This is a genomic window from Paractinoplanes globisporus DSM 43857, from assembly GCF_000379645.1.
Taxonomy (GTDB): Bacteria; Actinomycetota; Actinomycetes; order Mycobacteriales; family Micromonosporaceae; genus Actinoplanes; species Actinoplanes globisporus.
Map to the genome: position 1 here is coordinate 129,543 of NZ_KB903304.1, position 13,877 is coordinate 143,419.

The following is a 13,877-nucleotide window of genomic DNA, read 5'->3' on the forward strand; positions in this document are numbered from 1 at the left end:
CAGATTTATCCACAAGATCTTGCCCCGGTTGTGGAGGCGCGCCCCATCATCGAACCGATTACCGCCGATCGGCCAATGACCGGGTGACGACTCTTGAGGAGGGACCCTGCATGAGTCCACCCGCCGTGGAGGTCGTGGACGACCACGACCTCATCCGGCTCTCCGCGGCCGACCCGGAGGCCTTCGGGCAGATCTTCGACCGGCACGCCGCGACCATCCACCGCTACCTGGCCCGCCGGATCGGCCGGACGCTGGCCGACGACCTGACCGGCGAGACGTTCCTGATCGCGTTCCGCAACCGGGAAAAGTACGACATGTCGCATGCCGACTCCCGGCCGTGGCTCTACGGGATCGCCGCCAACCTGCTCCGCGGCCACCAGCGCGCCGAGATCCGGCAGTACCGCGCGCTCGCTCGCACCGGCGCCGACCCGGCGTACTCGCTCTATGACGACTCCGACGACCGGGTGACCGCCGCCGACCAGGTGCGCGGTCTGGCCGGCGTGCTCGCCGAGCTTCCCGCCGGCGAGCGCGACGTCCTCACCCTGGTCGCCCAGGCCCAGCTCAGCTACCCCGAGGTGGCCCGGGCCCTGAACATCCCGGTCGGGACGGTCCGCTCCCGGCTGCACAGCGCCCGCAAGCGCCTCCGCAAGGCTCTCCCCGCCCTCGAAGGGACCATCGATGACTGACCTGGACCTGGTCGAGCAGTTCCGCGCCGACATGCCGCCGGCCGACCCGGCGACCCTGGCCCGCGCCCGCAACCGGATGTTCCGGGAGGATGGCGGCCGTGCTCCCGCCCGGCGCTCCCGCTGGGTGTGGCGGCTGGCTCCCGCCGCGGCACTGGCCGCGGCCGTCGCGGCCACCGTGGTGGTGGCGGCCCGCCCCCACCACGACCCGGCCGTCACGTCGGACGCCGCCCAGGTGCTGCGCCTGGCCGCCGCCGAGGCCGGTCGCGAGCCGGTCCTGACCGCCCGCCCCGACCAGTTCGTCTACGTCGACTCGCTGGTCGCGTGGGCCGGCGCCTCGATGCCGGCGAACACCGCGGACAAGGCGACATATCAGCCGCCGGTCGAGAAGGACCGCCGCATCTGGCTGTCGGTCGACGGCACCCGCGACGGCCTGCTCCGCGAGAAGGCGGTGCACCAGGCCGACGCCGGCAACAAACTGGTCCTCGACGACGTGCCGCTGCCGGTCCAGGGCAACCCCATTCCCGCGTACGCGGGAAACCTGCCCACCGACGCGAAGGGCATGCGCGACTTCCTCTACACGGGCGGCAACAGCAAGCACAGCGCCGACTCGTCCGCCTGGACGAAGATCGGCGACACGCTGCGCGAGCAGTACGTCCCGCCGGCCTCGGTCGCCGCCATGTTCGAGGCGGCCGCCACCATCCCCGGCACGTCGGTGGTCCACCAGGCCGACCTGGCCGGCCGCAAGGGAATCGCCGTCTCCCGCGTCGAGGCCGGCACCCGCCACGACCTCATCTTCGACGCGACGACCTACCACTTCCTCGGCGAACGAGACGTCGTCGTCAGCGACGAGGCGGCACCCTTCCCCAAGAACGCGGTGATCGGCTGGACCGCCCAACTGAAGATCGCCATCGTCGACCGCGCGGGGCAGCTTCCCTGATCCGCGGCCGCCCGGAGCACGTGGGTCAGGTCCTCCGGGCGTACCGCAGGAAAAGCATGTCTTGCAGGGTGAGGATGTGTTGCAGGGACATCGCCCTCGGCAGGCTGGAGGCCCCGGTCGCGAGGCGGCCGGGGCCGCCGCCCACCAGGAGGGGTGAGACCGTCAGGCAGAGCTCGGTGACCAGGTCTTGCCCGATCATCGCGCCGAGCAGGGCCGGGCCGCCCTCGCACAGCAGCTGCCGGGCGCCCAGGTCGTGCAGGGCCGAGATCGCCGCGGGCAGGTCTATCCCGCCGTGGCCGATGGCTATCACGTCGGCCGCGTGGGCCACCTCGTCGAGGCGGTCGGTGGGGGCGTCGCGGTGGGTGAGGACGACGGGGCGGAGGGGGGCGTCGCTGAAGACGAGCTGGTCGAGGTCGAGAGCCAGCGAGGACGAGACGATCACCATCAGCGGGAACTCGGGCAGGCCATGCGCGACGCGCCACTCGCGGGCCTCGGGGGTGAGGCGCAGGGCGTCGTATTTTTCGGCCTTCACCGTGGCGGCGCCGACTATCAGCGCGTCGCAGACCATTCGCAGGGAGTCGAAGATCTCCTTGTCGCCGGGGCCGTGCAGGCCGCCGGAGAGGCCGTCGACCGTGACGGCGCCGTCGGCGCTGGCGATGAAATTCACCCGGAGGGTCGGCGAAGGGTTGCGCGGGTAGAGCGCGACCAGCCCGTCCCGATCGGCCGGCCAGGAACGGAAGATGCTCACGGGCCGGGTGGGCCGGTCACCGGCGGGGTCGGCGCCGGCGGTTTGTGCTGACAGTCGCACCAGGAGCCGCCGCGGCACTCCTCGTGGCGCCGCTCCCGGCAGGCCTGGCAGATCACACCCCGACCCTACTGCGTTTCGCAACCCGCGCTCACCCCCTCGTCAAGCCCGCGCGGCCGCCACTACGCTCCTGTGACGCGGGGCATATCCGTGCGCCTTGACCTCGGAGACATGGCCGCGCAACCAGGGCGAAACGCCAATTTGGCATGGTGGACAACCACGGCCGTTTCTTTGGGAGGAGACGAATGTTGCTGCGGGTACGAGTCACCCTGCCGGACCGACCGGGCGCACTCGGGCAGGTGGCCCGCACTCTGGGCGTCGCCGGCGCCGACATCGTCCAGGTCGTCGTGCTCGAGCGCCTCGGTGGCCGGGCCGTCGACGACTTCACCGTGGTCTGGCCCGGTGCCTCCCGCGTCGAGCGCCTTCTCGCCGGCCTCGCCGCCATCCCGGGCGTACAGGTCGACGGGGTTTGGAAAGCGATCGGCGCCCCGGTGAACGGCGGACACGACGCCGAACTGCTCGCCCAAGTCGCGGCGAACCCTTCGGACGGCCTCGCCACGCTCGTCGACGCGATCCCCGGCCTGCTCGCGGCCGACTGGGCCGCCGCCGCGGTCGTGCCGGCCGACTGGGCCTCCCGGAGCGCGCCCCGGCCGCTGCCCGCCGAGCCGATGGTCAGCCTCGGCGCCGACCCCACGGTCGTGTACGCGAGCTGGCGGGCCCCCGGCCCGCTGCAGCTCCCCGAGATCACCCCGCTGCGGGCCCGCCCGCTCACCAGCGCCGAGGGCACCCGCTACGCGGTCGCGCCGTTCGGCCGGGCCGGGCTGGTGCTCGTGATCGCCCGCCAGGACGACGACGATCTGCCCGCCGCCGGCTTCCACGTGACCGAGGTCGACCGGATCGCGCAGATCGTCCGGGCCGCCGCGGTGATCCTGGGCGACCGGCTCGACGCCGCCGCCGTGCCCGCGGTCATGTGACCCGACTCTCCATAAAAGCGCAGCTCAGGCAATGTCCGGTTAACACCTCCAAGGCAGTATTGATGCCGGGACAGCTGACGTGAATCGCCGAAGGGAGTGCCGAGCATGGCGCTGTGGCGGATCCGGGCAACGGTGGACGACCGGCCGGGCTACCTTTCCGTACTGACCGCCAGCCTGGCGCTGCGTTCGGTCAACATCCTCGCCGTCCAGGTGCACACCACCGAGGCCGGCGCGGTGGACGACTTCCTCGTGGACGCGCCCGACACGCTCACGGAGTCCGACCTGCTCGCGGCCATCGCCCGCGGGCGGGGGCGGAACGCGTTCGTGGCGCGGGCCGAGGCCGAGGGCCTCGCCGACCAGCCGACCCGGGCACTCGCCCTGGCCGGGCGGCTGGTACACGACCCGGACGCGTTGGGCGAGGCGCTCGTCGCCCTGCTCGACGCGGCCGAGGTCCGCTGGCGGCCCGAGCCCCTCCCGGGCCGTCCGGGCTACACCGATTCCCGGATGATGCTGGCCGACCCGGCCGGCGGCTCCTACGAGGTGCTGCGCGAGCAGCCCTCGTTCACCCCCGCGGAGTACGCCCGCGCCCAGGCGCTCGTCGAGGTGGCCGGCAGCGCCGTCCGCCGGGAGGACGAGCAGACCATGCTGCTGCTGCCCGACGGCGCCGAGCTCACCCTGCGCCCGGCCACCCCCGACGACGCCGAGGCCGTGAGCGAACTGCACGAGCGCTCCTCGGCGGCCACCCTGCGCAGCCGGTACCTGGGCGGCGGCGCGCCGAGCGAGGCCCGCCTGCGCCGGCTGCTCGAGCCCGACCGCGGGCGCACCCTGCTCGCGATCGACGACCGGGGCCGGGTCGTGGCGATGGCCAACCTTCTGGCCGAGGGCGACCTCGGCGAGGTGGCGGTGCTGATCGAGGACGGCTGGCAGCGCCGCGGCATCGGCACGGCGCTGATGCGCCGCCTGCTGGCGTACGCCGGTCGCGGCCGGTTCGCGGCGCTGGTGGCGCACGCGGCCGCCGACAACGTGGCGATGCTGCGCACGTTGCGCCGGCTGGGCGCGGGCCCGGCCGAGCGCGACGGCGCCATGGTCAGCGTGACGCTGCCGGTGCCCGGCCGGGAGCAGGTCGGCGACGAGACGCGGGTGGCGAGCTAGGGCGTCGCCTGAGCGGCCGCCACCGTCTTCGGGCATGCGGGCCAGGAAGTAGTCGTTGGTCGCCTTGTTCGCGACCGGATCCGCCTGCTTGCCCGCGCGCAGTGCGTACAACCCGTAGTCGGTCACCGACGCGGTCCGCGGCGCTCATGCAGCGCCGCACCAACCGGTCCTCGGCCTGGGTGATGGCCTTCTGCCCGGCCGCGAAACCGCCGGTCTGCGTGAGCAGGTCGACGACCGCGTTGGTGACGACCCGCGCGGGCGGGGTCGTGGCTCGCGGGGAGCCGCAGGCGGCGGTCGCGGCCGGCAGGGACAGCGCGGCGGCCACAAGGATCGGACGCGTGGCACCTGTCTTTCCTCGACAACTCCAACTGTTCGCGGAGATGTTGTTGCCCTCGCTGAAGCCGACAGTGGCAGTCATGAACGCCTATGTGTCGCCCCGCACATGAATGAATCCGGAGGGTAGTCTTCCGCCATTGCGTCGATGATCGTCTAGTTACCGAGGCCAATGCACAGCGCGGACTGTTGAGTCGTTCAGCAGTGATGTTTGTAACTTGAATCACGGTGGAGTTGATCAGCTAGCATGTGACCCTCGCGAACCGCTCTGGAGGGCCGAGTGCCGAGAAAACCCCGTGGTGTACGCCGGAAATCGCCGCTCTGGGCGCGCCTTTCGCTGGCGGCGGGCATCGTCCTGATGCTGCCGAGCGGAACCGCGATCACGGTGCTGACCGTCGCGGAACACCAGGTGAACGCGGCCCTGCCCGACCAGGATCTGCTCGGCTCGGCCAAGGGGACGGGCGCGAAGAAGCACGCGGACGTCAAGGGCGCCAAGAACATCCTGCTCGCCAGCCTCGACACCCGGCCCAGCTGGACGAAGTCGCACGAGCCCAGCCGCTCCGACTCGATCATCATCCTGCACATCCCGGCCGACCACACGACGGCGTACATGCTGTCGATCCCCCGGGACACGCTCATCGACATTCCGGCATTCGACAACGGCGCGCAGAAATACGGCGGTGGCCAGAACAAAATCAATTCCGCGTTCGCGTACGGAAGCCGCGGCCTGGACGGCGACAAAGCCATCCAGGAAGGCACCAAGCTGCTCGCTCAGACGGTCACCAACAAATTCGGGATCCAGCTCGACGGGGCCGCCATCATCGACTTCTCCGGCTTCAAGCAGGTCCTGCAGGTGCTGGGCAAGGTCTGCATGTACGTGGACGAGAACGTCACCTCGATCCACGTCGGCAAGGACAAGAACGGCAAGTTCGCCGTGCCGTACAAGACAGACTCGGCGGGAGCCAACGCCCGGAAGATCTCCGGCGTGACCCCGAACAAATACACGATCGGCAATCACTGCTTCACCCCGGTCGAGGCGCTCGACTACGCCCGCCAGCGCGACCTGCTGTCCAAGGGCGACGGCGACTACGGGCGCCAACGCCACCAGCAGCAGCTGCTCAAGGCGATCATGAAGACGGCCGCGAGCAAGGGGCTCAACTCACCGACCAAGCTGCCCGGCCTGCTCTCCGCCATCGGCAAGGCGATGGTGGTCGACGGCGGGGGCGTCTCGCTCGAGGACTGGGTGCTGAGCATGAGCACCATCAAGCCCGACGACATGATCACCCTGAAGACGAACGCCGACTCCGGCGGATTCCGCACCGTCCCCAAGGATCAGACTCCGCCCGGCGTCGGCTCGTCCCAGTACCTCGACGACGAGAGCCTCAAGATGTTCGCGGCGGCCAAGAACGACACGCTCGGCCAGTTCGTCCTCACCCACCCGACCTGGCTGGCGTCGACGTAATAAAACGCGACGTGATCAACGCGACGTGAGCACCCCGTGCTCGACGCAGCCGGCGGTCCAGCCGGTCGGCACGACCTGCACCTTCATCCGCCGGCGGCAATGCGTGCAGTAGCGGGGCGGCTCGAGCCGGCGGGCCGTCTCGCACGGGCCGTGCTCACCCTCGGCGGCCGGCGAGCCGCAGCGGTCGCAGTACATCAGAGCGTCGCCGAGAGCGCCTTGACCGGCATCTTCAGGTCTTCCAGCAGCGCGAGGTCCTCGGTGGCCGGGCGGCCCAGCGTGGTCAGGTAATTGCCGACGATCACCGCATTGATGCCGCCGAGCAGCCCGTCCCGCGTCCCGAGGTCACCCAGCGTGATTTCGCGCCCGCCCGCGTACCGCAAGATGGTCTTGGGCATCGCCAGGCGGAAGGCGGCGATGGCGCGCAACGCGTCGCGGCCCTCGACGACCGGCTGGTCACCGAGCGGCGTGCCCGGGCGCGGGTTGAGGAAGTTCATCGGTACCTCGTGCGGGTCGAGCTCGGCCAGCTGCGCCGCGAACTCGGCCCGCTGCTCGATCGTCTCGCCGAGGCCGAGGATGCCGCCGCAGCAGACCTCCATGCCCGAGTCGCGCACCATCTTGAGCGTGCCCCAACGCTCCTCCCACGAGTGGGTGGTGACCACGTTCGGGAAGTAGGACCGGCAGGTCTCGAGATTGTGGTTGTACCGGTGCACGCCCATCTCGACCAGCTCGTCGACCTGCTCCTGGGTGAGCATGCCAAGGCTCGCGGCGACCTGGATGTCGACCGCTTCCCGGATCGCCTTGACGCCCTCGCGCATCTGGTCCATGAGGCGGCGGTCGGGCCCGCGCACGGCGGCGACGATGCAGAACTCGGTCGCGCCGGTCGCCGCGGTCTGCCGGGCCGCCTCGACCAGCGACGGGATGTCGAGCCAGACCGAGCGCACCGGGGAGGCGAAGAGCCCCGACTGCGAGCAGAAGTGGCAGTCCTCCGGGCAGCCGCCGGTCTTCAGCGAGACGATGCCCTCCACTTCAACTTCAGGACCACACCACTTCATGCGTACGTCGTGAGCCAGCTGAAGCAGTTCGGGCAGGTGCTCGTCGGGCAGCCGCAGCACCTCCAGGATGCCCTCCTCGTCGAGGCCGGCGCCGGTTGCTAACACCTGGGCACGGGCCCGGTCGAGGATCTCTGGCATGCCCGTACAGTACCTGCGGTCCTAGCGCCCGCGTCCCGGGGGAATGTCGGTGGTGGGTGATAGTTTCCCATTCTCGTGATCGTGGGGGTGCCTTTGTCGGGCTGGTTGGATGCGCTGGAGCGCCTCGCCGGGAGCAGGGCGAAGGCCGGGCTCACCCGTCAGCTGCGCCCGCGTCCGGCCGCCGACTTCGTCGTCGACCTGGCCGGCAACGACTATCTCGGCCTCAGCGCCCATCCCCAGGTGATCGAGGGTTCCGCCCGGTTCCTCGACGCGTACGGGTTGGGAGCGACCGGATCGCGTCTGGTGCGAGGCTCGACCGAGGCCCACGCCGCGCTGGAGTCCTCGCTCGCCGAGTGGATGGGCGCGCCCGCCGCGCTGGTCTTCTCCTCGGGTTATCTGGCCAACATCGCCGCCGTCCGAGGTCTCACGACGGTGTGCGACCTGATCGTCTCGGACGCGTACAACCACGCCTCCCTGATCGACGGCTGCAAGATCTCCGGCACCCGTACGATCGTCGCCCCGCACAACGATCCGGCCGGTGTCGCCGCGATCCTCGATGCCCACCCCGGCCAGACGGCGCTGGTGGTGACCGAGTCGGTCTTCTCGGTCGACGGCGACCTGGCGCCCCTGGCCGAGCTGCACAGGGTCACGTCGGCCCGCGGCGCCCTGCTGCTCGTCGACGACGCGCACGCGCTGGGCATCCTCGGCCCTCGCGGCGCCGGTGGGGTCGCGGCCGCCGGCCTGGCCGGTCTGGACGACGTGATCGTCACGGTCACCCTGTCGAAATCCCTGGGCGGCGCCGGCGGCGTGATCGCCGGCCCGCCGCAGTTCATCCGCCACCTGATCGACACCGGCCGCACGTTCATCTACGACACCGCGCTCCCGCCCGCGATCGTCGGCGGCGTCCAGGCCGCGGTTTCGATCGCCCGCGCCGCCGACGACCGCCGCGCGCTGCTGTCGTCCCGCGCGGCCCAGATCGTGTCCCGGCTCTCCGCGGCCGGCTTCGCCGTGGTCCCGCCCGCCGCCGCCGTCCTCTCGGTGCCGGCGCCGGGCCCCGAGGCCGCGGTCGCCTGGGCCGCCGACTGCCGCGACCGCGGCGTGGCCGTGGGCTGCTTCCGCCCACCGTCCACTCCCGACGGCACGAGCCGCCTACGCCTTACCCTGAACGCGGGCGTCCCCGACGCCGCGTTCGCCCACGCCCTCGACGTCATCGTGGAGTGCGCCCCATGACCTCGGATGCCCCCACCCGCTACACGCTGACCCTCCTCCCGGCCGCGAACGTGGTCTTCACCCCCGGCCCGGACGGCTTCACGTGCCCGCCGTTCCCCCTTCCGGAGCCACCGGCCGCGATGGTCCCGCCCGCGGTCCCCCTGCCCGACGCCGACGGGACCGCCCCGACGGAGGCCGTGCCGGCCCTCCGTCCCGCCGTCCCAACCGCGCAGCTGGCCCCGACGCCGCACGCGGGCCCGGCACCGCTGGCGATCCCGAACTCGCGGGCGACCCCAACGCTGCAGACGGACTCGATGCCGCAGGCCGTGTCGGCAACGGGCTTGATTCCGGCACCGCGCTCGGTTCCCGACGAGCCCGCGCCACCCGACGCCTCCCCCGGCGACGATTCCCCCTTGGACGACGCCTTCAGCGACGACTTTCTCGGCGGCGACGACCCGCCCGCCACGGCCGGCGGCGACCCGCCCACCCAGGTCGGCGAGGCCAACCCGCCCGCCACGGCCGGCGGCGACCCGCCCACCCAGGTCGGCGAGGCCAACCCGCCCGCCACGGCCGGCGACCACTCGCCCACCCAGGTCGGCGAGGCCAACCCGCCCGCCACGGCCGGCGACCACTCACCCACCGATGAAGGCGAGCAGCCTCACGCCGACGCCCACGCCCATGCCGCGGCCGCTGCCGACGATGCCCACACCGCCGCGGCCGAGAGCGCCGATATCGGGCGGCCCATCACGCCGGCGGCACCGGTTGACGAAGAGAGCGCTCCCCCGGCCGAGCCCGAAACGTTGCCGGCCGCGCCGATTGCCGTTCCTCCGCAGGCGCCTGTATCGCCGGCTCCCGTTCCGCTGGAGGCTCCGGTCTCGCCGGCCTCGGTGGGAGCGAGTCCGGCCGATGAGGACGTGGCTGCGGCGAGTCTGGCCGGCGGGGAGGCGCTCGGTGAGGAGGTTGCGGCCGAGTTGTCCGCGCAGGCTCCGGAGTCGCGGGGTGCGCCGCAGCGGATCGATCACGGGGAGTGGCGGGGGATCGTGCTGGTCACCGGCACGGATACCGACGTCGGGAAGACGATCGTCACGGCGGCGGTGGCGGCGGCGGCTCAGGCGTCGGGGCTGCGGGTGGCGGTCATCAAGCCGGGCCAGACCGGGATCGCGACCGGGGCGCCCACCGACATCGAGGTGATCACCCGGCTCGCGGCGCCCGACACGACGCGGGTGCTGGCCGAGTATCCCGAGCCGATGGCGCCGCTGGCCGCCGCGACCGTGGCGCAGTTGCCGCCGCTGGAGCTCTACGCGGTGGTCGACGCGGTGCGGGCCGAGGCCGACAAGCACGACCTGGTGCTGGTCGAGGGGGCCGGCGGGTTGCTGGTGCCGATGGGCGTGCGCCCGTCGGGCGAGGCCTGGACCCTCGCCGACCTGGCGACCGTGCTCGGCGTCTCGACGATCGTGGTGGCCCGGGCCGGTCTCGGCACGCTCAACCACACCGCGCTGACCCTCGAGGCCCTGAACCGCCGCGGCATTCCGGCCGGGGTGGTGATCGGGGCGTGGCCGTCCGACCCCGAGCTGGTCCACTGGGCCAACCTCAGCGAGTTTGTCCCGCACCTGATGGGCGCCCTTCCCGAGGGTGCGGGCGGCATGGATCCGGGCGTCTTCCGCCGCTCGGCCCCGGGCTGGCTCACCGCGCCGCTGTACGGCGTCATCGACAACTGGCGGGTCTGGGCCGAGGAGACGGACGGACACTGAGCCGGGCGCGGATGGGGCATTCTCTTCGCGTGGACTTCTTCTTTTACTGCCGGGATCGGGCGGGCTCCCGGGAGCTTCGGTGGAAGCTGGTCGAGGAGCACTGGTCCTTCATGGATCGGTTCGCCGACGGGATGATCGCTCGCGGGCCGACGCTGACCGCGGACCTCGAGGGGGCCACCGGCAGCGTGCACATCGTCGACCTGCCCGACGCCGAGACCGCGCGGGTGTTCGCCTTCGAGGAGCCCAACTATCTGGCCGGCGTCTATGAGGCGGTCATCGTGCGGCGGTACGTCGATCTGCTCGGGCGGACGATGTGGCAGTTCCCCGGCGAGCGCGGTGAAGACGGCCGCCGCTACCTGATCCTCGCGCAGGCCAAACCGCTGGCGGACTGGCCGGGAGCCGAGTCGGCGGAGCCGGTCCTCGAGCCCGAGCGGCTCATCGCCCACGGCCGGTTGCTCTCCGAGAACGGCGAGGACTGGGAGGGAATGGCGGTGATCGGCGAGTTCCCCGATCCGGAGGCGGTGCGGGCATTGTTCGAGGCGACGGGTGTCTACGAGCGCGTCGAGGTGCATCCCTGGACGTTCGGCGGGCGCCGGTAGGCGCGACCACTCACGCGAGACGCGCGCTGCGGCCTTGCGCCGCAGCGGCGCCGCGTCCGAGAGACGGGTTCGGTCATCCTTCGGCGTTACTTCCCCATCTCGTACGATCAAATGGGGTTGATTTATCGCCAGTTCAGATTGCTGAGGCCCCACAGTTCGGCGATGCGGCCATCGGCGACGCGGACGAGTTCCATGATCGTCGCGGGCTCGGCGGGGCCGTGGATGCGGGTCCAGGCGGCCGCGCGGTCGCCGTCGGTGATCACCTCGAGGGGCTCGATGCGCAGGTCGGGGAAGCGCTCGGTGACCTGGCGCCAGGCGCGGCGGATCGGGTCGCGGCCGGTCGTGCCCATCGGGTGGCTGCGGAAGTCGGCGGCGAAGATCTCGTCGATGGCGTCGAGGTCGCGGGTGTTGGCGGCCTGATACATGCGGCGGACGACGGTTTCGGGGTTCATGTCCGTTCTCCTTACCGGTCGGTCAGTAGGTATGAGGCTGCCGGTTCTACCGACCGGTCGTCAAGTAGGGTTTCGAGGCATGGCCGACACTCGGGCGCGGATTCTGGCGGTGGCGCTGGAGTTGTTCTCCGCGCGGGGCTATGCGGGGACGTCGGTCGCCGACCTCGCCAAGCGGCTGGGCATCACGAAGGCCGCCCTTTACTACCATTTTTCTGCTAAAAGCGACATTTTGGAAGCGTTAGCTTCTGGGCCTTTGGAGGCGTTGGAGGCGCTTGTCGCTTCGGCGCCGGCCCGATCTCGGGTCGAGCTCCTGGGGGAAATATCGGATATCACCGCCGACATCTATACGGTCAGCCGGCTGATCGGGGATGACCCGTCGGCTCGGGCCGCGTTGCGGGCGCCGCGGATGCAGGACGTCAACGCGGCCCTGACCACGGCCTTAGCCGGCGCCCGGTCGGCCGACGGGGCAGCAGCCGGCGGCGGGTCGACCGACGGGGCAGCAGCCGGTGGCGGGTCGGCTGACGGGGCAGCAGCCGGCGGGGAGATCGCCGGCGGCGCGATGGTTCGGGCGCACGCCGCCTACGCCGCGATCAAGAACGGCACGCTTGCGGTCATGGCCGCGACCGGCGCCCGGCCCACGCCCGCCGAGCGATCGGAATTGATCGCCGCCGCCCTCCGCGCCCTCGGATGACCCACACAGTGTGCGACATTCACGTTCCAGATCCGGAGATGGCACCAAATCGGCCATCGTGAACGTTGCGGGACACCAGGGCGGTTTCTAGGCTTCCCCTGTCCCATGAGCGATCACTGAGGGGGTTCACGTCATGACCAGCAACAGCCCGGTGTCCTCGAACGCGTACGAATACCTCGACAACGTCGGTCCGGAGGAGCAGGCGCGCCTCGAGGCCGTCCGCCGCTACCGGCTCGTCGACCAGCCGATCGAGGACGCGTACGACCGGATCGCGTTCGTGGCCGCCGCCATCTTCGACACTCCGATCGCGACCGTGTCGCTGGTCGAGCAGGACCGCGTCTGGCTGGCCGCCTGCCAGGGCCTGGGCGGGGTGCGCGAGGTCGGCAAGGAGCCGGGCCTGTGCGCGTCGGTGATCGCCCAGGACGACGTCTATGTGATCAACAACGCGGCCGTCGACCCTCGCACGCTCGAGCACCCGCTGGTCCGCGGTGAGCTGGGCCTGCGCTTCTACGCCGCCGCGCCGATCCGCACCCACGACGGGTACCGCCTCGGCACCGTCAACGTGATCGACAACCGGCCGCGCGAGGCCACCCCGCGCCAGCTGCGCGCCCTCGAGCACCTGGCCTCGATGGTCTCCGACGAGCTCGAGCTGCGCCTCATGGTGATCCGCAGCGCGGCGGCCGAGCAGCGCATGCGCGAGACCGTGAACTGATTACCGCTCGCCGAAATCGGGTAGTGCGCAGCACATGCGTACCCCCCGAACCATCGCCGTGGTCGCCCACCAGCGCAAGACGCTCGACGGTGGACTGGACGAACTGCGCCGCCGCATCACGGATACCGGCGTCTCCACACTGCTGTGGGAGGAAGTCCCGAAGAGCCGGAAGGCTCCCAAGAAGGTCCGCGCGCTCCTGAAGGAGAAGCCGGATCTCCTGATCGTCTGGGGTGGCGACGGCATGGTGCAGCGGGCGCTGGACGTGGCCGCCGGCTCCAAGACGCCCGTCGCGATCATCCCGGCGGGCACCGGCAACCTGCTCGCCACCAATCTCGGCATTCCGCATTCCCTGGAAGGGTCGCTGGACATCGCCTTTCACGGCCGCAAGCACCGGATCGACCTGGGCAAGCTCGGCGGCGAGCACTTCGGCGTGATGGCCGGCATCGGCTTCGACGGCGCGATGATCCGCGACGCCGACCGGAAGCTGAAGGACCGGCTCGGCAAGCTCGCGTACGTGTGGACCGGCCTCCGCCACGTCGACGGCGAGACCGCCACGGCCCGCGTCCTGGTCGACGGCGTGAAGTGGTTCGACGACGAGGCCAGCTGCGTCCTGATCGGCAACGTCGGCACGATCACCGGCGGCATCCAGGCGTTCGACGACGCCAAGCCCGACGACGGCTGGCTCGACGTCGGGGTGGCCACCGCCCAGGGCGCGATGCAGTGGGCCCGCGCGCTCGGCACCATGGCGGTCGGGCGCTCGGATCGATCGCCGTTCGTGCGCACGACCCGCGCCCGGCGCATCGACGTCCAGCTCAAATCCAAGATGCCGTACGAGTTGGACGGCGGCGCCCGGGACGAGACCAAGCACTTCTCGGCCACGGTTCAGCCCGGCGCCGTGAAGGTGCTCATGCCAAGACATTGATC

At 71.3% G+C, this 13,877-nt stretch carries 14 protein-coding genes and 1 pseudogene; 11 read left to right on the forward strand and 4 right to left on the reverse strand.

The window, feature by feature from the left end; translation table 11 throughout:
* The first annotated feature begins 110 nt into the window (after window positions 1-110).
* Window positions 111-686: an RNA polymerase sigma factor gene (locus A3CQ_RS0118835; RefSeq protein ID WP_026205864.1), complete on the forward strand. Its 576-nt coding sequence runs from the start codon at window positions 111-113 to the stop codon at window positions 684-686.
* On the forward strand, window positions 679-1,623 hold the full coding sequence (locus tag A3CQ_RS57555; protein ID WP_020512501.1) for a CU044_5270 family protein: 945 nt from the start codon (window positions 679-681) through the stop codon (window positions 1,621-1,623). Before A3CQ_RS0118835 ends, A3CQ_RS57555 begins: the two co-directional genes overlap by 8 nt.
* 25 nt (window positions 1,624-1,648) lie before the next feature.
* On the opposite strand, the gene A3CQ_RS0118845 is transcribed toward A3CQ_RS57555, so the two are convergent.
* On the reverse strand, window positions 1,649-2,371 hold the full coding sequence (locus tag A3CQ_RS0118845; RefSeq protein WP_245577267.1) for a pyrimidine reductase family protein: 723 nt from the start codon (window positions 2,369-2,371) through the stop codon (window positions 1,649-1,651).
* 302 nt (window positions 2,372-2,673) lie between these two features.
* Between A3CQ_RS0118845 and A3CQ_RS0118850 the strand changes: the two genes are divergently transcribed.
* From A3CQ_RS0118850 to A3CQ_RS0118865, 3 genes are all read left to right on the forward strand, one after another.
* The gene (locus A3CQ_RS0118850) at window positions 2,674-3,402 is read left to right on the forward strand and encodes an ACT domain-containing protein (protein ID WP_020512503.1); all 729 of its coding nucleotides are present in this window, start codon (window positions 2,674-2,676) and stop codon (window positions 3,400-3,402) included.
* A 105-nt stretch (window positions 3,403-3,507) separates the two neighbouring features.
* Window positions 3,508-4,554 (forward strand): GNAT family N-acetyltransferase, encoded by a 1,047-nt coding sequence (locus A3CQ_RS0118855; protein WP_020512504.1) that lies wholly within the window; start codon window positions 3,508-3,510, stop codon window positions 4,552-4,554.
* A gap of 613 nt (window positions 4,555-5,167) precedes the next feature.
* Entirely contained in the window at window positions 5,168-6,349 is a 1,182-nt protein-coding gene (locus tag A3CQ_RS0118865) for an LCP family protein (protein WP_026205865.1), read from the forward strand.
* A 15-nt stretch (window positions 6,350-6,364) separates the two neighbouring features.
* Here A3CQ_RS0118865 and bsaP read toward each other — a convergent pair.
* Both bsaP and bioB read right to left on the reverse strand, forming a co-directional pair.
* Window positions 6,365-6,604: pseudogene (gene bsaP / locus A3CQ_RS0118870) on the reverse strand (biotin synthase auxiliary protein BsaP); the annotation flags it as partial.
* Entirely contained in the window at window positions 6,544-7,539 is a 996-nt protein-coding gene (bioB, locus tag A3CQ_RS0118875) for a biotin synthase BioB (protein ID WP_026205866.1), read from the reverse strand. The pseudogene bsaP and the gene bioB, both read right to left, overlap by 61 nt.
* Window positions 7,540-7,632: 93 nt before the next feature.
* Here bioB and A3CQ_RS0118880 point away from each other — a divergent pair, with 93 nt between their 5' ends.
* The 3 genes from A3CQ_RS0118880 to A3CQ_RS0118890 all read left to right on the forward strand — a co-directional run bounded on the left by A3CQ_RS0118880 (window position 7,633) and on the right by A3CQ_RS0118890 (window position 11,098).
* Window positions 7,633-8,769 carry an 8-amino-7-oxononanoate synthase gene (locus tag A3CQ_RS0118880; protein WP_020512510.1) on the forward strand — a complete coding sequence of 379 codons (1,137 nt, stop codon included), beginning with the start codon at window positions 7,633-7,635 and terminating at the stop codon, window positions 8,767-8,769.
* A 992-nt stretch (window positions 8,770-9,761) separates the two neighbouring features.
* On the forward strand, window positions 9,762-10,499 hold the full coding sequence (bioD, locus tag A3CQ_RS0118885) for a dethiobiotin synthase (RefSeq protein WP_026205867.1): 738 nt from the start codon (window positions 9,762-9,764) through the stop codon (window positions 10,497-10,499).
* A 29-nt stretch (window positions 10,500-10,528) separates the two neighbouring features.
* Entirely contained in the window at window positions 10,529-11,098 is a 570-nt protein-coding gene (locus tag A3CQ_RS0118890; RefSeq protein ID WP_020512512.1) for a YciI family protein, read from the forward strand.
* A gap of 122 nt (window positions 11,099-11,220) precedes the next feature.
* On the opposite strand, the gene A3CQ_RS0118895 is transcribed toward A3CQ_RS0118890, so the two are convergent.
* Window positions 11,221-11,550, reverse strand: a complete 330-nt coding sequence (locus A3CQ_RS0118895) for an ester cyclase (protein WP_020512513.1) — start codon at window positions 11,548-11,550, stop codon at window positions 11,221-11,223.
* A gap of 79 nt (window positions 11,551-11,629) precedes the next feature.
* Here A3CQ_RS0118895 and A3CQ_RS62155 point away from each other — a divergent pair, with 79 nt between their 5' ends.
* The 3 genes from A3CQ_RS62155 (at window position 11,630) to A3CQ_RS0118910 (ending at window position 13,875) form a co-directional block, all read left to right on the forward strand.
* Window positions 11,630-12,241 (forward strand): TetR family transcriptional regulator, encoded by a 612-nt coding sequence (locus tag A3CQ_RS62155; RefSeq protein WP_020512514.1) that lies wholly within the window; start codon window positions 11,630-11,632, stop codon window positions 12,239-12,241.
* Between the two features lie 133 nt (window positions 12,242-12,374).
* Window positions 12,375-12,953, forward strand: coding sequence for a GAF domain-containing protein (locus A3CQ_RS0118905; RefSeq protein ID WP_020512515.1), 579 nt, complete (start codon window positions 12,375-12,377; stop codon window positions 12,951-12,953).
* A 34-nt stretch (window positions 12,954-12,987) separates the two neighbouring features.
* Window positions 12,988-13,875, forward strand: coding sequence for a diacylglycerol/lipid kinase family protein (locus A3CQ_RS0118910; RefSeq protein WP_026205868.1), 888 nt, complete (start codon window positions 12,988-12,990; stop codon window positions 13,873-13,875).
* Window positions 13,876-13,877: the final 2 nt, after the last annotated feature.